This window comes from Chryseobacterium sp. (assembly GCF_022869225.1).
In the GTDB taxonomy this organism is placed as follows: Bacteria; Bacteroidota; Bacteroidia; order Flavobacteriales; family Weeksellaceae; genus Chryseobacterium.
The window spans coordinates 4,234,483-4,251,677 of the sequence record NZ_JALIHL010000001.1 but is presented as its reverse complement, the minus strand read 5'-3'; the positions used below and the strand labels follow the sequence as shown (position 1 = coordinate 4,251,677).

Here is a 17,195-nt window from a genome sequence, read left to right as displayed (position 1 = left end):
CATAATTGAAAGATTATAAAAACACAAAATACCTGAGGTTCTCCTCATGGCTATACTTCCCTATTCTTTAATACGTATTTTTCAGCTGAGAGTATCGCTTCAATATGAGGCTGTAACCAGCATTAATAGTAATAAAGAATATCCAATTAAAATCCCGATGAAAATGTCATCAGGATTTTTTGGGTTTACATTTTCAACATCAACCAACGCCTCCTGTTTTGTTCTGATATCACAGATCACCTTACCGGCGGGACCATCCGGCCAAGCATAATCCTGTATTCCGGCCAAACAAATTCCCTCTCGCAGACTGTAAAAAAATAAAGCTCAAGTGTTAGCTAAAGCTCCTGGAAGAGATTGGAAAAAGATAGCGGGCTAAACCCATTCCTATTGATGCTGAATCTCAATGCTATGAGTAAGAAAATTCTTGCATCCATGGCAAAAAATAAAAAATCCCGGCGAATTTCACCAGGATTATTTATTTTAAATGATCAGCATGCCATTAGTTTCTTCTGCTCATCAAAATGCTTAAAATATACCAGAATAAAAGCATGATAGAAGCAAAAAGCTGTAATGCTGCTCCCACATACTGTCCGGTACCATATAAGTCTTTTAACTTGCTTGTCTGATATAAAATTGATGCTGAAGCCAGGATCACCATCCCCACTGAAAACCAAAGTCCTAAGTTGAAGCCAAATATCATTCCGCCAACAATTAGCCCGATTGAAATAAAGCCTCCGATTACAATAATATTTCTTAAAAAAGAAAAATCTCTTTTAGAAGTAAAAGCCACCGCAGAAATACCGGCAAACATAGCCACCGTTAGGGTTGCTGCCTGAAAGATCACGTTAGCTCCGCCCGCCATATTAACAGCAATAAAAAGCAAAGGCATGAAAATAACCGCTTCCAGTAAGATATAAAATCCTAACCCTAGATACTGAGTTGATTTACTTTGTGAAAGCGACCATTTGGAAGCTAAAATTGATGCCAGCCAAAACACCCCGATAATTAACAGCCAGGTATATTTTTGTCCAAACATCATGGCAATAATTTCTACCGGAACCGTTCTCAACAAAATCGCTTCCACTCCAATAAATGCAAGGATTGATAAAGCAACGTGCAGATACGTCTTCTTGTAAAAATCCGCTCTCTCCACTTCTGAGGAATGAGCGACTAAAACATCTGTCTTCATAATTTATATTTTTTAATTTATTTAATTTGTTTCATAGGTCTTATCCCTAATATTTTTCCATTTTCTTCAAAAATAACAGCTATAATATCATTTGGAGGATTAGATACGTCTGAGTATTTATATTGAATCATTGGATAATAATCGCCATCACCAATACGCTGATACCCTGTCATAAAAACTTCAATCTTTTTATTAAAATGAATATTTTCAACCAATTTGTCAAGAGCTTCATCCGTTGCTGAATTTTTTATTTTTTCAGAAAGAAAATTTCTGGATTCATCAAACTTCCTGGCTCTCAGCTGACTGGCAAGTTTAAAAAATTCTTCATCGAAAAATTTTATCTTTTCTTTACTTAAGACTTCATCTCCTATACCCTTTTCTTCTTTTTCATTAGACACATACATTCTTATTCTATGCACCGTGGGAATTGTAACCATTCCATTATTCTTGTAATACTCAGATAAAGTAACATAAGAATGTACATTGATATGATCACTGATTTTCCAGTGATCACTTCTCCTCAGCCCGTTTTCAAAATTAAGAAGTTTGAGATCTTCTAAACTGCCTTCTTGTATACTTTTCCCATATTTTTTAGAAACTTCGTTTACAATTTCCTGATATTTTTTGATCATTGCTTTATTAAAACTCAACGGCTTTTTGATATGATCATTTTTTTCAAAATGAGAAACATCCCATTCATAGAGAATTTCTGCAATAACAGAATCTTTTTTATAAGGAGTATAAGATACTAAAAGATTAGGAATTTCTTTCTCTTTTCTTTCAAAAATAAAGGGCTGAAGAACCGGCTTCACAGAAACATATTCTGAATCAGGAGTGTAAACTTTACTCCCTAATTTGTTTTCAACTTTAATGAAATCCGTTATTTTTTTTCCTTCAATATCAACCTGAATAAGATTTTGTGAGAAAAAAAACGGGCTCAAAAAAAGAAGACTTACGATCTTTATTTTCATGGGTATTGGTTATTTTCCTATGGTAAGTAAGTGAATTTATTTCTTCACTTCTTTATGTTTTGGTTTTATACCCAATATTTTCCCATCATTTTCAAACACAGCAGTGACTATATTTTGAGGATTTGAGGATTTATCATCAGAATATTTATACTGGATCATGGGATAGATCTTTCCATCCATCGTAGATTTGTACCCGGATTTGAAAACTTCAAGGGTTTTATTAAAGTCAATATCTGCTGAAAGCTTTTTATAAACTACATCTGTAACAACTTCTTTTGCTTTTGGAGAAAGCAGTCCTTCCATTGTTTTTTTGTCAGAAGATTTTAAAGCTGCTATGAATTTGAAAAAATTGCTATTATAGAGCGCTATTTTATCTTTATCCAATTCTGCAGACAGTTCTTTATTATCACTCTTTTCTATCTTCAGGCTTGTTACTTTTTGTGAAAACCCAAGCTGAATAGTGAAAACTGCTAATGCAAGAAATATTTTTTTCATATAATTTTGTTGATTTAAATAATTAATTGTTGAAGATACAAAGAATTAAATAATCAAAAATGTAAAGCATACGATAAAAACTATTTATTCTAACCGGTTTCACCTATTTTACATTGGCAAGGTTTTTCATTCAGCATGGTGTACAAGAATATTCCCTTCACAAACAGTTAGGATAGGATAGAAAAATGATACATCTTTCTGTTAAAATTAAGTTTATTTCAAATTCAGATTACACAACTTCTAAAAATTTCATCGTATCTACATTATCCGCATAAGTATCAAGACCGGGATGCTGAGCTTCTCCAAACTGAATGGAATCAAGTCCTAAATCTTCTTTAGCAACCACACACTGGATATTTTCTTCATTTTCGGCAATACAATTTTTAACATCTTCCAATGAGTCATATCTGCTGAAATGGATCACAGAAAGCGGGCTGAACAGTTTATCATCCTCTTTCAGCATCACAAAATTATTATCCCAGAATTTTTCCTGGTTCAAAAGGTATACAGCCCTGTTATAGTCATAATTGTTAGCATACTTATTATGATTGATAATATCCTGAAATCCTATAAAGCTTTCAAACAATCGGTCGATTACAAAATCCCGTGGAATATAGATCCTCGTCACATTTCTGCATCCTAATCCAAAATACTGGAAGATATCCTTCGCCAAAAGCTGTAGTTCTTCTTCCGTTTCATCTCCTTTTAAGACAGCCACAGAAGTTCTGTTCTTACGGATAATGCTCAAATGATTTTTGAAATAATACTCCAGGTATCTGGCGGTATTATTGCTTCCTGTAGCAATCACCGCATCAAAATTCTCTAACCTTTCTACAAATTCAAACTTTACCTCGCCATCTGAAAACTCAGCCCATTTTTTCAGTAAAAACGGAATCATGCATTTATCTTTTGAAGACAGTTTGATCACAGGGATATGATTACTTAAAACGACAGAGATCACATCATGGAATCCCACCAACGGAATATTTCCAGCCAAAATAAGCCCTACCCTTTTTGAAATTTTAGAAATTGAATAATTTTCAATCCAGGCAGTAAGACCTTCCTTGGTCAATAAATCCGCCCACTGCTGCAAAGCAAATTTCTGATTATCAATGGTAAACCACGGGTTTTCTATTTCAGATCTTTTTAATAATAATTCAATATCAGCATCATCTTCATTATACTGCTCCGGTTTCTTCGATAAAAACGCTTTTATATAACCACTTAATTTAATAAGTCCTAAAACTTGATTTTCGGTATTCATAATTACTGTAAAATTGGGGAATATTTTGTAATTTTGTGCAAATTTAAAAAAAATTAGCGATGGCTATTAAAATAACTGATGAATGCATTAACTGTGGGGCCTGTGAGCCGGAATGCCCAAATAATGCGATATATGAAGGAGCTGTAGATTGGAAAGCTTCTGACGGAACTGCCCTTAAAGGCACTGTAACAATGACGTCAGGACTTACTGTAGATGCAGATGCACCACAGGAACCGGTAAGTGATGATGTATATTTCATTGTAACCGATAAATGTACGGAATGTAAAGGATTCCATGAAGAACCTCAGTGTGCGGCTGTATGCCCGGTAGACTGCTGCGTTCCTGATGAAGATCATGAAGAATCCGAAGAATCTCTGCTTGATAAAAAAGCATTCTTACACGGAGAATAAAAAAAAAAATTCCGTCTCATCATCTGTGAGGCGGTTTTTTTAACCATAAATTCTAAGAATTCAGTTAAAAATAAAAATGAATCGCAGGGAGTTAGTTCTCTGCCTCAACCAAAAAAATAAAATATGAACAAAAAGCACAACTTCAGCGCAGGACCATGTATTTTACCCCAAGAAGTATTCGAAAAATCAGCACAGGCTATTTTAGATTTTAACGGAATAGGGTTATCACTTCTTGAAATTTCGCACAGAAGCAAGGATTTCGTTGCTGTAATGGACGAAGCACGTGCTATTGTAAAAAGGTTAATGAATCTTGGTGATGACTATGAAGTACTTTATCTGGGAAGTGGCGCCAGCATGCAGTTTGCAATGGTTCCTTACAACCTGATGAAAGTAGGCGGTAAAGCAGCTTATCTGGATACCGGAACATGGGCAGCCGGAGCCATTAAAGAAGCAAAAAAATTAGGAACGGTAGATGTGGTAGGATCTTCAAAAGACGAAAACTACTCATTCATTCCTAAAGGGTATACGGTAGGGTCAGACTACGATTATTTCCACTGTACTTCCAACAACACCATCTATGGGACTCAGATGAAAACTTTCCCTGAAGTGGACACCCTGATGGTATGTGATATGAGTTCTGATATTTTTTCAAGACAGCTGGATTTTTCAAAATTTGATCTGATCTATGCAGGGGCTCAAAAGAATATGGGACCCGCAGGAGTAACTCTAGTTGTTATCAAAAAAGAAATTCTTGGTAAAACCGGAAGAGAAAATATGTTGTCTATGCTAGACTACTCTCAGCATATTGCTAAAGAGTCGATGTATAATACTCCGCCGGTATTTCCAATATATGCCTCTTTGCTGACTCTTCAGTATCTTGAGAACAATGGAGGAATTGCAGCCGCAGAACAGAGAAATGAAGCAAAAGCCAAGCTTCTATATGATGAGATCGACAACAATCCGCTATTTGAAACCTTCTGTGTAAAAGAAGACCGTTCATTAATGAATGTTTCTTTCAAAATCACAGATGAGAGCAAGAAGGAAGAATTTGACAATGCGTGGAAAGCAGCGGGCATCAGCGGACTTAACGGTCACAGAAGCTTAGGCGGCTACAGAGCAAGCTTATATAATGCTTTACCTATTGAAAGCGTACAGGTTTTAGTCGATGTAATGAAGTCGATAAAATAACTTATATTAGGCGACCGAAAAAATAAAAAGATTAATAGGTAACAGATCCCGGATTTCAGACTCTAACGTCTCACTTCTAAGATCTCAGATCTAACGTCTATAATAAAATAACACATGAAAGTTTTAGCAAACGATGGAATTTCAAAAGCAGGGGAACAGGCTTTAAAAAAAGCCGGAATTGAGATCCTGGACAATAGAGTGGCCCAAGATCACGTTATTAAATTTATCAACGATAATAACGTGGATGTTCTTCTGGTAAGAAGCGCAACGAAAGTAAAACAAAATCTGATCGATGCATGTCCCGGTCTTCAAATTATTGGAAGAGGAGGCATCGGAATGGATAACATTGATGTTGAATATGCAAAAAGCAAAGGAATTAAAGTCATCAATACTCCTACAGCATCTTCAAAATCTGTGGCAGAACTGGTTTTCGGACATTTTTTTTCATTGGCGAGATTTCTTCACGAGTCAAACAGGCTGATGCCTTTAGAGGGCGAAACCCATTTCAATGCCATGAAAAAGTCATTCAGCAATGCTTATGAACTTTCAGGAAAAACATTAGGAGTTATTGGATTTGGAAGTATCGGCCAGGAAGTCGTTAAAATAGGAATTGCCCTAGGAATGAAAGTACAGGTTCTGACAAGAAGTCCCAGAACTGAAGTTCTCAGCCTGGATTTCTTTGACGGACAGTCTGTCAGTTTCGAAATCACTTCCACCAATGATATGGATGCATTCCTTAGAAATTCGGATTTCATCAGTATCAATACTCCGAAAACAAATGAATATATTATAGATACCCCTCAGTTTGAAAAAATGAAAGACGGAGTCTATATTGTCAATACAGCAAGAGGCGGCGTGATCAATGAAGTATCACTGATTGATTTCATAGAATCAGGGAAAGTAGCGGGAGCGGCACTGGATGTTTTTGAAAATGAACCGAGCCCGGAACTGCCTTTATTAATGAATCCTGCATTATCACTTTCACCCCATGTAGGAGGCAGCACAGTGGACGCGCAAGAGAAAATCGGAGTCGAGCTTGCTGAACAAATTATTAAGTTACAAAAAGAAACTATAAGATAAATATGCCTGTTTTTAAACCTTTCCGTGGAATACGACCTCATAGAGACTTCGAGAGTACTTTCCCTACACACCCGCTGGATAATTTCACCCAGGAAGAGATTGCAGAGAAGGCTCAAGTTGAAAATACTTACATCAATATGATTAAACCTTATGTTGTAAGTAAATCCAAAGATATTGACCGGAATCTGAGGAAGATCCGTTCTACATTTGAAGAACTTCTGGACGAAAAAAAACTGGTTCAGGACAGTTCTGCCTATTACCTTTATGAGCAAATATACCCCAACAAACAGGTTTTCAGAGGACTTCTGGGATTGGCCAGTATTGAAGATTTCTGGAATGGAAAAATCAAAAGACATGAGAGCACCATCCCTCAGAAAAAGGAAAAACTTGCCCATTACCTTGAAAAAGTGAGCCTGCAGGCTGAGCCGGTATTGCTTACCTACCCTGCCAATTCTAAAATTGAGCTGCTGATGAACCATGAGGAAAAAAATGTTCCTATTTTTAATCACATTGATTCCATTGGCATCAGACATAAGATCTGGAGAATAGACAACCGTTTGAAGCTCCAGCAGTTTAAAGAAGTAATTGATCAGATCGATTCATTTTACATCGCTGACGGGCACCATAGAATTGGCTCTACCGCCCTGAATGCAAAACGTCACAAAGAGAAGAACAAAAGGCACAACGGTACAGAACTTTATAATTTTGTATACAGTTTCATCGTTTCCAATCAGTCCATTAAAATTCATGACTACAATAGGATTTTACATGATCTGAACGGTATTTCAGGGGAAGACTTTCTGAAAGCACTGGATCAATATTTCCTTATTCACGAAAAAGGAGAAACGCCATACTACCCTTCTCAGAAATTCCATATTTCCATGTATCTGGACGGCAAGTTCTACTCGCTTCACGTAAAACACGATCTTCGTTCCAAAGAAATGTCTCTGGACAATCTTGATCACCACCTTTTGGATAAATATATTTTCAAAGATATTTTAAAGATTGAAGACCCCGATAGTTCTGAGTTAATTTCTTATGTTAAAGGAACATCTAATCTTGAAGGAATCAATATCTTAAAAGAAAAGGTAGACCGCGGAGAAGGTAAGGTAGGCTTTGGAATCTATCCGGTAAGTTTCAATGATATGATCAAAATTTCAGACTTAAAATTAAGCATGCCTCCGAAATGTACATTTATTGAGCCTAAATTGGTTACCGCTTTATTAATGTATGATATGAAACCTTAATAAATTCCTATTTTTTCCCTACTTTTATCATTGGAAAAAGAAAGGTAAATAATAAATGAAAAAAATCTTCATTATACTTCCACTCTTTTTGAGTGGATTTTTATTTTCTCAAAAAAAACCACATAAAAATCCGGTAAAAAAAGGGGCCATCGCTAAATTCAATTATCAGGATGAATTTAAAAAGATTTCAGACGAAATCTTAACCCGTGGTACAGCCTACGAAAACCTTGCCGAGCTCACCAAAGGTATCGGACCCCGTTTCAGCGCTACTCCGGGCTATACAAAAGCCTCAGAATGGGCCGAGAGAAAGCTGAAAGAAGCCGGTGCAGAAAATGTATGGAAACAGGATGTAAAAGTTCCTGTATGGGTAAGAGGTAAAGAATCCCTGCAGATCAGATCCGGAAACGGAGAGTGGAAGAATATCAGGATGCTGTCCTTTGGAAATTCCGAGGGTACAGGGGGAAAAGACCTTACCGCAGAACTTTTATTGGTCAACGATATCGCAGAGCTGAATGCCCTGACTTCCGCACAGCTAAAAGACAAGATCATTTTTGTGAATACTCCTATTGACCAGAGAGTTGTCAACACGGTTGATTCCTATCTTATTACGGCCAAATCCAAATTGCTGTCAGCATCCGTAATTGGTAAGAGAGGTGCAAAAGGTTTAATTATACGATCATTAACTACAGCTTCTGACGATACTCCTCATGCAAAAATGATTTATTATGAGCCGGATGACAGGATAAGAATTCCCGCAGCCACCATCGGCGTAAAATCAGCGGACGAACTTGAAAAGCTGCTAAAAAAACAAAAAGTAACGGCAAAACTGAATATGACCGCCGAATCCAAAGGCGAAGCCATTAATCAGAATATTATTGGAGAAATTCCGGGGAATAAAGATGCTAAAGTGATTGTTCTGGGCGCACAGCTTGATTCCTGGGATTTTGCAGAAGGTGCCCACGATGACGGCTCAGGGGTAGCCCAATGTATCGAAGTGTTGAGAACATTGAAAGCTCTTGGTGTTGCCAATAATCACACCATCAGGGTTGTTCTGTATGCCAACAGTGAAAATGGTGGCCAGGGAAGAGATATGTATGCTGCGTATGTGAAAAAGAAGGACGAAAAGCACATCTTTGCCTTAGGAACAGATTCCGGAGGCTACTCGCCACGAGGATTCTCATTAGATATGCCTCCTCAAAGAAGAAGACAGATCTTTGAATGGAAAAATTATTTCCTTCCTTATGGAATCTATGATTTTGACCAGACCTATGCCATACAGGACATTTCTCCATTAAAAAAACTGGATATTCCATTAGCTGAATTGGTCGTAGATACCCAGCGTTATTTTGACTATCATCATTCCGTGGAAGACACCTTCGACAAAGTCAATAAAAGAGAGCTTCTTTTGGGAGCTGTCGCTATGACACAGCTCATTTTCATGATCGATAAAAACTGGTAACATGAAAAAAATCGTAAATCTATCATTACTAACGCTTGGAATGGCTTTTTTATCCGGTCAGACCAAAGAGGATTCCATACAGTTTAACAGAATCTCCACAGAAATTCTGAATAACGGGAAAGGCTACGCTGAATTGAAGGAGCTCACCCAAAACATAGGCCACCGCTTAAGCGGTTCCGAAGCCTACGAAAAGTCTGTACAATGGGCAGAACAGAAATTGAGGGATGCCGGAGCAGATAAAGTATGGCTTCAGGAAGTAATGATCCCGGTTTGGGAAAGAGGTAAAGAATCATTACACATCAAAACCTCCAACGGGAACTGGAAGAATATTAAAATGCTTTCCCTTGGTAATTCTGAAGGAACGGGAGGAAAAGATGTTTCAGGAGAGATCATCATGGTTACATCCCTGGATGAATATGAAAAGCTTCCTGCCGAAAAGGTAAAAGACAGGATCGTCTTCTTCAATTACCCTTTTAACCAGGACCACGTACAAACTTTTATTGCTTACCGGGAAGCTGGGGCCTACAGACAAACTGCAGCTTCTTTAACAGCAAAAAAAGGAGGAAAATTTGCCATCATCCGTTCATTGTCCTCGGCTTTCGATGATGTTCCCCATACCGGTAATATGCGTTACGAGGAAGGCATTGCCAAAGTACCGGCTGTAACCATCGGGAATACTACAGCGGATGAACTGGAAACATTATTGAAAGATCAGAAGATAACTGCCAAACTCAATTCCAGCTGCGGAATGAGAGGCGAGAAGCTCTCCCACTCTGTGATCGGTGAAATCACAGGAAAAAAGGACCAAAGCGTCATTGTAGTCGGCGGGCATCTCGATTCCTGGGACGTAGGGGAAGGTGCTCATGATGACGGTGCCGGAATCGTTCAGAGTATTGAAGTATTGAGAACCTTTAAAAAATTAGGAATTAAAAATAACCATACGATCAGGGCTGTCTGTTTTGCTAATGAAGAAAACGGAACAAGGGGCGGAAAACAATATGGTAAAACGGTCAAAGAACATCATGAAAAACATCTTTTCGCTATTGAATCCGACGCAGGAGGCTTTTCTCCGCGAGGCATCTCATTAGAAATGGATGAAATGAAAAGAAATCAGATCAAAAGCTGGGTAAATCTTTTTTTACCGTATGGAGTCTATAACTTTGATGGAAAATACTCAGGTTCAGATATTGCTCCTCTCCACGAAACGGGAGTTCCTACTGCAGAATTGGTTCCGGATCCACAGCGCTATTTTGATATTCACCATACCGCAGAAGATACTTTTGAGAAAGTAAACCGCAGAGAGCTGCTTCTCGGTTCAGCCGTAATGACACAACTTATTTATATGATTGATAAAAATTGGTAACAATGAAAAAGATAGCAGGAACAACATTATTTCTTTTGGGAATGGTAGTTTTTGGCCAGACCAAAGAAGATTCTATCCAGTTCAGTAAAATCTCTACCGAGGTCCTGAACAATGGAAAGAGCTATAACGAGCTCAGGGAGCTCACTAAAAATATAGGCCACCGCTTAAGCGGTTCCGAAGCCTATGAAAAGTCCGTAAAATGGGCAGAACAGAAATTGAGGGATGCCGGAGCCGATAAAGTATGGCTTCAGGAAGTAATGGTCCCGGTTTGGGAAAGAGGTAAAGAATCATTACACATCAAAACGTCCAGCGGCAACTGGAAAAGTCTTAAAATGCTTTCCCTGGGTAATTCTGAAGGAACCGGCGGGAAAGATGTTTCGGGAGAGATCATCATGGTCAAATCCATAGAAGAATACAACCGGCTTCCTGCTGAGAAAGTAAAAGATAAGATTGTTTTCTTCAACTACCCTTTCAGTCAGTCATTTATTGAAACCTTCAAAGGGTACAGTGATGCTGCAAAATACAGGGTAACCGCAGCTTCTTTAACCGCTAAAAAGGGCGGGAAATTTGCCATCATCCGTTCACTGTCTTCGGCTTTTGACGATGTTCCGCACACCGGAGCGATGCGTTATGAAGACAATATATCCAAAATCCCTGCCGTAGCCATCGGAAGTACTACAGCAGATGAATTGGAAGCTTTGCTGAAAAGTCAGAAAATTACCGCTACACTCAATTCCAACTGCGGGATGAAAGGTGAGAAGCTCTCCCACTCTGTAATCGGTGAAATGACAGGTAAAAAGGACCAAAGCATCATTGTAGTCGGCGGACACCTTGATTCCTGGGACGTCGGGGAAGGCGCTCACGATGACGGTGCCGGAATTGTTCAGAGTATTGAGGTACTGAGGACATTCAAAAAATTAGGAATTAAAAACAATCATACGATCAGAGTGGTATGCTTTGCCAATGAGGAAAACGGAGTAAAAGGCGGTATACAATACGGCAAGACCGTAAAGGAAAACAATGAAAAGCATCTTTTCGCTATAGAATCTGATGCCGGAGGTTTTGCCCCCAGAGGTATTGCCCTGGATATGGATGAAGCCAAAAGAAAACAGATCCAAGGCTGGTCAGAATTATTCCTTCCTTACGGCGTTTATAACTTTAGCGAAAGGTTCTCGGGAACAGACCTTTACCCGCTTCACGATATGGGAATTCCAGCTGCTGAGCTGATTCCGGATTCCCAGAGGTACTTCGATATCCACCACACAGAAGAAGACACCTTTGAAAAGGTCAACCGGAGAGAGCTTTTACTGGGTGCTGTAGCGATGACCCAAATTATTTACATGATTGATAAGAACTGGTAATACAGTATCAGCCCAGATAAACAGGAGAACCCATATAAGTCTTGAAAATCAGGATTTTATGGGTTCTTTTTTATCACATATTCAGACGGAGAAGTCGATAGGTGGTACTTTCATTAAGTATGAATTCCTCTCCGTCGGCATTCATTATAGAAAACCGGACGGCTGCCTTAGAACCATCACTATGCTGCCGGGTAATAATGTAAGAGGGCTTCCGTCCACAGTGCCTTTCCAGGTTCCAACGCATTGAGATACTTCTTTTCCGGCTCCTGTTTGCATCTGTCCATATCCTAAAATACTGAAAAACAATAAATTAAAATCCATAAAAACATTAAAATCCATAAAAACATAGGATTAATAGCATAATTATCACTTTGGCATGAAATTAGCATGTAAAAAGCCGAGAAAAAATTATAAAAAACACTAAAGATGAGAAAAAAGGTTTTCTGTGGATTTTCAGTTTTCCACTGATTCGAATTCATATGCCAATATGAATCCTTTTTTTTCTACGATGCCGTAAAAGATACGGGTACGTGATCAATTAGCCCTCGGTTGATTTTTCACAGCATTTTTATGCCCCGTATCTAAGAGGTATCTTCAACCCATGAATCATAGCTGATTCTAAAATTTGACTGATCTATCCCGGGCTTTAAGCTTTGGATACCATCGTATAAATAAATGGCAAGTCTTCATGAACCTTAGCCCAGTAAAAGAATATATTCTTTTTACCGTGAAAGACAGCTGCTTATGGATATAAATTATTGTATAACCCTTAAAATATTAGTAATGATGAGAGATTTTTTTGAAATGATTTTTAAGAGAAATGAAGATGCTGCAAAAATGCATATCTGGAGCCTGCTATTGGTGTTGAGTTTTGCTGCCTTTTCTGTATTGGTATATACCTCAAAACCTAGCTTAAACAGCTTAATCATATATCTGACCGCCTTTGCCGCTTATATCGGTTTTGGTCTTGTATTCATCAGTTCCTTAGCCGGAACAAGTATGAAGAAAAGAACCGGCAGAAACATATAACTTTTAATTATTTATTTTACTGGAAAACCGCCCTGATGGGGCGGTTTTTTTGATAATAGCAGTTTATTATCACATCGTACAAAATTTATTTTTTCAACAGATCTTTCATTATTTTCTCAAACATCTTTGTTGTTTCTTCCTCAACCATTTTTTCAGACTTTTGAACTAATTCTATCCTGAAAGGATCACAACAGGCTCTTATTCCAAATCCTTCCTCTGTTTTAACAAACTCCGGATGCAAACCGTGTTCCTGACACACTTCCGATTCAATTTCTTGCTTTATTAACGAATAATCCAGATCAAACATATTTTTTTATTTATTTTTCATAAGTGATTGATAAAGATAGAAGTAATAAGTCTTTGCTGAAATCCGTATTTATACGGTATTTTAAATACACAAAAAAACTACCCATTTATGGGCAGCTTTTTTATCGATAGTATGTCATTATAAAGCATCAAAAACTCTGCTTCAGTTTGGTGTATACCGTAAACTCTAAAATTTTTCAAGAATTTTTTCTGGTAAAATATTGACAAGTTCAGGTCTGTATTCTTTTTCAATAATTAAAAATTTCCAATCCTTCTGGTCTGTTGAAACAGCACATGCTTTCTTATGAGCATTGATTATATAATAATCTCCGTTATTAAAATAGGTAACATTATCTTTTCCATAGCTGGAAATCACCGCTTCATTCATTTTTTCTTTTACAAGTTCTGCATCGTGAATTACCTTCCAATCAACTTTAAATTTCATTGTGAAAGAATAGTGAGTTACTGAAAAATACTCTTTACCTATCAGCTCCGGCTTTTCAACCTGATCTACTTTAAAACGCTGAATATCCGTCATAAAAGCAGGATTATTGTAAGACAGATTCAGGATTTTAAACATTTGCTCTCGTGTTATCGCAGCTAAATATTTAGGATAAATAAAGTTCACTGCATTGTCAATATCCTTTTCTTTTATATTTTCAAAAAAAGTGGTAAAATCTGTTTTTACCTCAGATTCATAATTAACTTCTTTAGTCTGGCCAAAAGATAAAATTGAAAAAAGTGAAGTTATGAATATGATTAATTTTATTTGCATCAATTATTATTAAAATTATTTACAAAAAAAACTACCCCTTTTCCGGGGCAGCCTTATCTCTTAAAAAGATTTCAATTATTTTACTTTTACAAGCTCAACATCGAAGATTAACCAAGAGTTTGGCGGAATAACTCCTCCTGCACCTCTTTCTCCGTAAGCCATTGCCGGCGGGATCAGTAAAGTAGCGGTTTCTCCTTCTTTTAACAATAAAATCCCTTCATCCCATCCTTTGATTACTCTTCCCATACCGATTGGAATTTCGATAGGCTCATTTCTTTTGAATGAAGAATCGAATTCAGTACCGTCTACTAACTTTCCAGCATAGTGTACAGAAACATTGTCACCAGCTTTTGGAGCTTTACCGTCAGCTGTTTTAGTGATCTTATAATAAAGTCCGGATTCCGTTTTCTGCATTCCAGCTTTTAAGCTTTCAACCAATTTCTCCTGGTTCGCTTTAAATTCTTCTTCTTTTTTCTTTCTTTCAGCTTCTTCTTTAGCGATGAAAGCCTTATTGTTTTCTGCGATCTTAGCTTTTCCTTCGTTGAAAGTTTTAGCAGCATCGTAGTTTTTGTACTCGTCACCTTTACTGAAAACAGAAACTTTTTCTAAAACGATATCTGTTTTAGGCTTATCCTGAGCTCCTTTTTCAACGTTAGCGATAGCATCGATCACATCATTCCCTTTTACCACTTTTCCGAAGATCGTGTGTCTTCCGTCTAACCAAGGGGTAGCAACTTCAGTGATGAAGAACTGGGAACCGTTGGTGTTCGGTCCTGAATTCGCCATAGAAAGAATCCCTTTTCCGGTGTGCTTAAGGTCGTTTCTTTCATCCTCGAATTTATAACCCGGATCTCCCATTCCTGTTCCCTGAGGGTCACCTCCCTGGATCATGAAATCTTTGATCACTCTGTGGAAAATCGTTCCATCATAATAAGGAACTCCCTTAGCCTTAGCTTTGTTATCGATTTTTCCTTCTGCAAGACCGATAAAGTTGGCTACAGTTACTGGTGCTTTCTTGTCTTCAAACTTAACAATCAGGTTACCTTTTGTGGTTTGAAGATTTGCATAAAGTCCGTCATTAAGACCTTCGTAAGTTTCTTTGTCTACGTTCATTTTTTTATAAATTGGGGTACAACTCATCAGCGAAATACTTGCCGCTGCCAGAATTATATTCTTGTTAAACAATTTCATGTATTATAAAGCTTTTAATTTTATGATTAATGGGATATCGTTATCTATTTTTTTTTCGTCTCCAAAGGTTCCGTAAGCCAGAGATGACGGTACCAATAGGGTTATTTCCTCTCCGTCGCGGATGAAACGCAAAGCATTCTCCACCGCTTTCAGTTCATCAAAATGTCCAAATTTAGCCTCTCTTCTTTCAATAGGCTGATCATAGATCTTAGTCTGGTCAAAATCATACAGATCATAAGAATATGAGATCAGGCTGTTGTCCGCTCTTTTTTCTCTTTGGTCATAACCTTCTACTGTTACCCAATAATTAAGCCGAGTTGGATAATATCTGACAGATTGTCCATTGATCCATTCCTGAATATGCTTCCTTTCTATTGTATTCAGATTCTTCATCCTTTCCTTGGAAACATCCAGATCCTTCTGGCTCAAAACACCTCCTACCGGAGGATGGGCAGTCTGTGCATTTCTGTTGCAGCTCAACAGACTGACTACTGATATGAAGACTATTTTTTTCATAAACATTTGCGAAAATACACATTTCGTGAATCAATTACAAAACTTATATCGCATTTCAAAAACAAATTAATAATACTGAAAATTCACTTCATTTCAAAAAAAAACCTTCAAACCATTAAGAGAAATTTAAGTTCTTGAGAATAAAGGGGCGCTTTGCTTTAAGCGCTGGTGCCCTAAAATCAACTGTTTTTGCACAGTTTAAATTAATAAATACAAAAAAGCCGGGAATATCCCGGCTTTCATATAGTTTATTCTATAAATATTAAACTGTTTCCAAAACGTGGTCTACTGCCACTCTCCATCCGAATGGATCTTCAGAAAGATTGTTCTGCAAATCTACCAAATCTTTTTTAAGGATCGCTGCATAGCTTTCTTCTTCAGATAACCTTGGAAGTTCAAGTTTCTCACCCTGAAATCCTAAAGCCTGGAATTCAGTTGTAACTACTGCTGTACCTACTCCCCAAACTTCTTTAAGACTGCCGTTTTTCAATGCTTCGATCACCGTTTTTACAGCAATAGGTTCTACTTTCACTTCAATTCCTCTTCTCTTGGCCAATTGGATAAAACTGTCTCTTGTTACCCCGTCAAGGATTTTCTCAGAGGTCGGAGGCGTATAGATCGTATCATTAATTCTTACAAATACATTCATTGTACCACTCTCTTCGAAATATTCGTGAGTAGCATCATCAGTCCAGATGATTTGTTCATAACCTTCTTCGATCGCTAATTGTGTAGGATAGAAAGAAGCTGCATAGTTTCCAGCTGCCTTAGCAGAACCTACTCCACCGTTTGCCGCTCTTGAATAGTGATCTGAAATTTTTACAGAAACAGGCTCAGCATAGTAACTCTTTGCCGGTGTTGCAACGATAGCAAACATATATTTATTAGATACTCTTGCTTTTAAAGCTTCCTCCGTAGCAAAGATCAATGGTCTGATATATAATGACATTCCTTCTCCCTGAGGAATCCATTCTCTGTCGATATCTACCAATGCTTTTAAACCGTCTAAAAACATTTCCTTAGTCACCTCAGGCATCGCTAGACGTTTCGCTGACTTGTTGATACGTTCAAAATTCTTTTCAGGCCTGAAAAGGAAAACCTGCCCGTCTTTGTCTTTATAGGCTTTCATACCTTCAAAACAAGCTTGCCCATAGTTTACTCCCATCATGGCAGGTGTAAATGGTATTGGACCGTAAGGAACTAATTTTACATCACCCCATTTCCCATCTTCATACTCACATATGATCATATGATCAATGAAAGTACCACCAAATGAAAAATTGTTTGGGTCAAATGTAGAAATTCTGGAGTTTTCAGTTTTTTGAATTATCATTTTTTAAAATTTTTACGA

At 37.6% G+C, this 17,195-nt stretch carries 18 protein-coding genes; 9 read left to right on the top strand and 9 right to left on the bottom strand.

What is annotated here, in order from left to right:
* Positions 1 to 499 precede the first annotated feature (499 nt).
* The 4 genes from MUW56_RS19905 to MUW56_RS19890 all read right to left on the bottom strand — a co-directional run bounded on the left by MUW56_RS19905 (position 500) and on the right by MUW56_RS19890 (position 3,919).
* Positions 500 to 1,189: a Bax inhibitor-1 family protein gene (locus MUW56_RS19905; RefSeq protein ID WP_292014832.1), complete on the bottom strand. Its 690-nt coding sequence runs from the start codon at positions 1,187 to 1,189 to the stop codon at positions 500 to 502.
* A 17-nt stretch (positions 1,190 to 1,206) separates the two neighbouring features.
* Positions 1,207 to 2,160, bottom strand: a complete 954-nt coding sequence (locus MUW56_RS19900) for a hypothetical protein (protein WP_292014831.1) — start codon at positions 2,158 to 2,160, stop codon at positions 1,207 to 1,209.
* Between the two features lie 36 nt (positions 2,161 to 2,196).
* Entirely contained in the window at positions 2,197 to 2,655 is a 459-nt protein-coding gene (locus tag MUW56_RS19895) for a peptidylprolyl isomerase (protein WP_292014830.1), read from the bottom strand.
* Between the two features lie 229 nt (positions 2,656 to 2,884).
* Positions 2,885 to 3,919: an acyl-CoA reductase gene (locus tag MUW56_RS19890; RefSeq protein ID WP_292014829.1), complete on the bottom strand. Its 1,035-nt coding sequence runs from the start codon at positions 3,917 to 3,919 to the stop codon at positions 2,885 to 2,887.
* Between the two features lie 59 nt (positions 3,920 to 3,978).
* On the opposite strand from MUW56_RS19890, the gene MUW56_RS19885 reads away from it, so the two are divergent.
* The 9 genes from MUW56_RS19885 to MUW56_RS19845 all read left to right on the top strand — a co-directional run bounded on the left by MUW56_RS19885 (position 3,979) and on the right by MUW56_RS19845 (position 13,056).
* Positions 3,979 to 4,329, top strand: coding sequence for a 4Fe-4S dicluster domain-containing protein (locus MUW56_RS19885; RefSeq protein WP_292014828.1), 351 nt, complete (start codon positions 3,979 to 3,981; stop codon positions 4,327 to 4,329).
* A gap of 123 nt (positions 4,330 to 4,452) precedes the next feature.
* Positions 4,453 to 5,517 (top strand): 3-phosphoserine/phosphohydroxythreonine transaminase, encoded by a 1,065-nt coding sequence (gene serC / locus MUW56_RS19880; protein WP_292014827.1) that lies wholly within the window; start codon positions 4,453 to 4,455, stop codon positions 5,515 to 5,517.
* A 114-nt stretch (positions 5,518 to 5,631) separates the two neighbouring features.
* On the top strand, positions 5,632 to 6,597 hold the full coding sequence (locus MUW56_RS19875; RefSeq protein WP_292014826.1) for a D-2-hydroxyacid dehydrogenase: 966 nt from the start codon (positions 5,632 to 5,634) through the stop codon (positions 6,595 to 6,597).
* Between the two features lie 2 nt (positions 6,598 to 6,599).
* A complete protein-coding gene (locus tag MUW56_RS19870) occupies positions 6,600 to 7,844 on the top strand; it encodes a DUF1015 domain-containing protein (protein WP_292014825.1) in 1,245 nt (414 codons plus the stop codon).
* A 55-nt stretch (positions 7,845 to 7,899) separates the two neighbouring features.
* Positions 7,900 to 9,303 carry a M28 family peptidase gene (locus MUW56_RS19865; RefSeq protein WP_292014824.1) on the top strand — a complete coding sequence of 468 codons (1,404 nt, stop codon included), beginning with the start codon at positions 7,900 to 7,902 and terminating at the stop codon, positions 9,301 to 9,303.
* 1 nt (position 9,304) lies between these two features.
* Positions 9,305 to 10,666 (top strand): M20/M25/M40 family metallo-hydrolase, encoded by a 1,362-nt coding sequence (locus MUW56_RS19860; protein WP_292014823.1) that lies wholly within the window; start codon positions 9,305 to 9,307, stop codon positions 10,664 to 10,666.
* Between the two features lie 2 nt (positions 10,667 to 10,668).
* Positions 10,669 to 12,027, top strand: coding sequence for a M20/M25/M40 family metallo-hydrolase (locus MUW56_RS19855; RefSeq protein ID WP_292014822.1), 1,359 nt, complete (start codon positions 10,669 to 10,671; stop codon positions 12,025 to 12,027).
* 58 nt (positions 12,028 to 12,085) lie between these two features.
* Positions 12,086 to 12,274 carry a hypothetical protein gene (locus tag MUW56_RS19850; protein WP_292014821.1) on the top strand — a complete coding sequence of 63 codons (189 nt, stop codon included), beginning with the start codon at positions 12,086 to 12,088 and terminating at the stop codon, positions 12,272 to 12,274.
* Positions 12,275 to 12,810: 536 nt separating this feature from the next.
* Positions 12,811 to 13,056: a hypothetical protein gene (locus tag MUW56_RS19845; protein ID WP_292014820.1), complete on the top strand. Its 246-nt coding sequence runs from the start codon at positions 12,811 to 12,813 to the stop codon at positions 13,054 to 13,056.
* Between the two features lie 85 nt (positions 13,057 to 13,141).
* On the opposite strand, the gene MUW56_RS19840 is transcribed toward MUW56_RS19845, so the two are convergent.
* From MUW56_RS19840 to MUW56_RS19820, 5 genes are all read right to left on the bottom strand, one after another.
* A complete protein-coding gene (locus MUW56_RS19840) occupies positions 13,142 to 13,363 on the bottom strand; it encodes a hypothetical protein (RefSeq protein ID WP_292014819.1) in 222 nt (73 codons plus the stop codon).
* Positions 13,364 to 13,549: 186 nt separating this feature from the next.
* Positions 13,550 to 14,137 (bottom strand): hypothetical protein, encoded by a 588-nt coding sequence (locus MUW56_RS19835; protein ID WP_292014818.1) that lies wholly within the window; start codon positions 14,135 to 14,137, stop codon positions 13,550 to 13,552.
* A gap of 75 nt (positions 14,138 to 14,212) precedes the next feature.
* Positions 14,213 to 15,250, bottom strand: a complete 1,038-nt coding sequence (locus tag MUW56_RS19830) for a peptidylprolyl isomerase (RefSeq protein WP_292015451.1) — start codon at positions 15,248 to 15,250, stop codon at positions 14,213 to 14,215.
* Positions 15,251 to 15,331: 81 nt separating this feature from the next.
* A complete protein-coding gene (locus MUW56_RS19825) occupies positions 15,332 to 15,844 on the bottom strand; it encodes an FKBP-type peptidyl-prolyl cis-trans isomerase (RefSeq protein ID WP_292014817.1) in 513 nt (170 codons plus the stop codon).
* Positions 15,845 to 16,106: 262 nt separating this feature from the next.
* Positions 16,107 to 17,177 (bottom strand): branched-chain amino acid aminotransferase, encoded by a 1,071-nt coding sequence (locus tag MUW56_RS19820; RefSeq protein ID WP_292014816.1) that lies wholly within the window; start codon positions 17,175 to 17,177, stop codon positions 16,107 to 16,109.
* Positions 17,178 to 17,195: the final 18 nt, after the last annotated feature.

Excerpts from the sequence above, each read along its gene's own strand:
- MUW56_RS19905 (WP_292014832.1), bottom strand. The coding sequence starts at position 1,189 with ATGAAGACAGATGTTTTAGTCGCTCATTCCTCAGAAGTGGAGAGAGCG.
- MUW56_RS19900 (WP_292014831.1), bottom strand. The coding sequence starts at position 2,160 with ATGAAAATAAAGATCGTAAGTCTTCTTTTTTTGAGCCCGTTTTTTTTC.
- MUW56_RS19895 (WP_292014830.1), bottom strand. The coding sequence starts at position 2,655 with ATGAAAAAAATATTTCTTGCATTAGCAGTTTTCACTATTCAGCTTGGG.
- MUW56_RS19890 (WP_292014829.1), bottom strand. The coding sequence starts at position 3,919 with ATGAATACCGAAAATCAAGTTTTAGGACTTATTAAATTAAGTGGTTAT.
- MUW56_RS19885 (WP_292014828.1), top strand. The coding sequence starts at position 3,979 with ATGGCTATTAAAATAACTGATGAATGCATTAACTGTGGGGCCTGTGAG.
- serC (WP_292014827.1), top strand. The coding sequence starts at position 4,453 with ATGAACAAAAAGCACAACTTCAGCGCAGGACCATGTATTTTACCCCAA.
- MUW56_RS19875 (WP_292014826.1), top strand. The coding sequence starts at position 5,632 with ATGAAAGTTTTAGCAAACGATGGAATTTCAAAAGCAGGGGAACAGGCT.
- MUW56_RS19870 (WP_292014825.1), top strand. The coding sequence starts at position 6,600 with ATGCCTGTTTTTAAACCTTTCCGTGGAATACGACCTCATAGAGACTTC.
- MUW56_RS19865 (WP_292014824.1), top strand. The coding sequence starts at position 7,900 with ATGAAAAAAATCTTCATTATACTTCCACTCTTTTTGAGTGGATTTTTA.
- MUW56_RS19860 (WP_292014823.1), top strand. The coding sequence starts at position 9,305 with ATGAAAAAAATCGTAAATCTATCATTACTAACGCTTGGAATGGCTTTT.
- MUW56_RS19855 (WP_292014822.1), top strand. The coding sequence starts at position 10,669 with ATGAAAAAGATAGCAGGAACAACATTATTTCTTTTGGGAATGGTAGTT.
- MUW56_RS19850 (WP_292014821.1), top strand. The coding sequence starts at position 12,086 with ATGGGTTCTTTTTTATCACATATTCAGACGGAGAAGTCGATAGGTGGT.
- MUW56_RS19845 (WP_292014820.1), top strand. The coding sequence starts at position 12,811 with ATGATGAGAGATTTTTTTGAAATGATTTTTAAGAGAAATGAAGATGCT.
- MUW56_RS19840 (WP_292014819.1), bottom strand. The coding sequence starts at position 13,363 with ATGTTTGATCTGGATTATTCGTTAATAAAGCAAGAAATTGAATCGGAA.
- MUW56_RS19835 (WP_292014818.1), bottom strand. The coding sequence starts at position 14,137 with ATGCAAATAAAATTAATCATATTCATAACTTCACTTTTTTCAATTTTA.
- MUW56_RS19830 (WP_292015451.1), bottom strand. The coding sequence starts at position 15,250 with ATGAACGTAGACAAAGAAACTTACGAAGGTCTTAATGACGGACTTTAT.
- MUW56_RS19825 (WP_292014817.1), bottom strand. The coding sequence starts at position 15,844 with ATGAAAAAAATAGTCTTCATATCAGTAGTCAGTCTGTTGAGCTGCAAC.
- MUW56_RS19820 (WP_292014816.1), bottom strand. The coding sequence starts at position 17,177 with ATGATAATTCAAAAAACTGAAAACTCCAGAATTTCTACATTTGACCCA.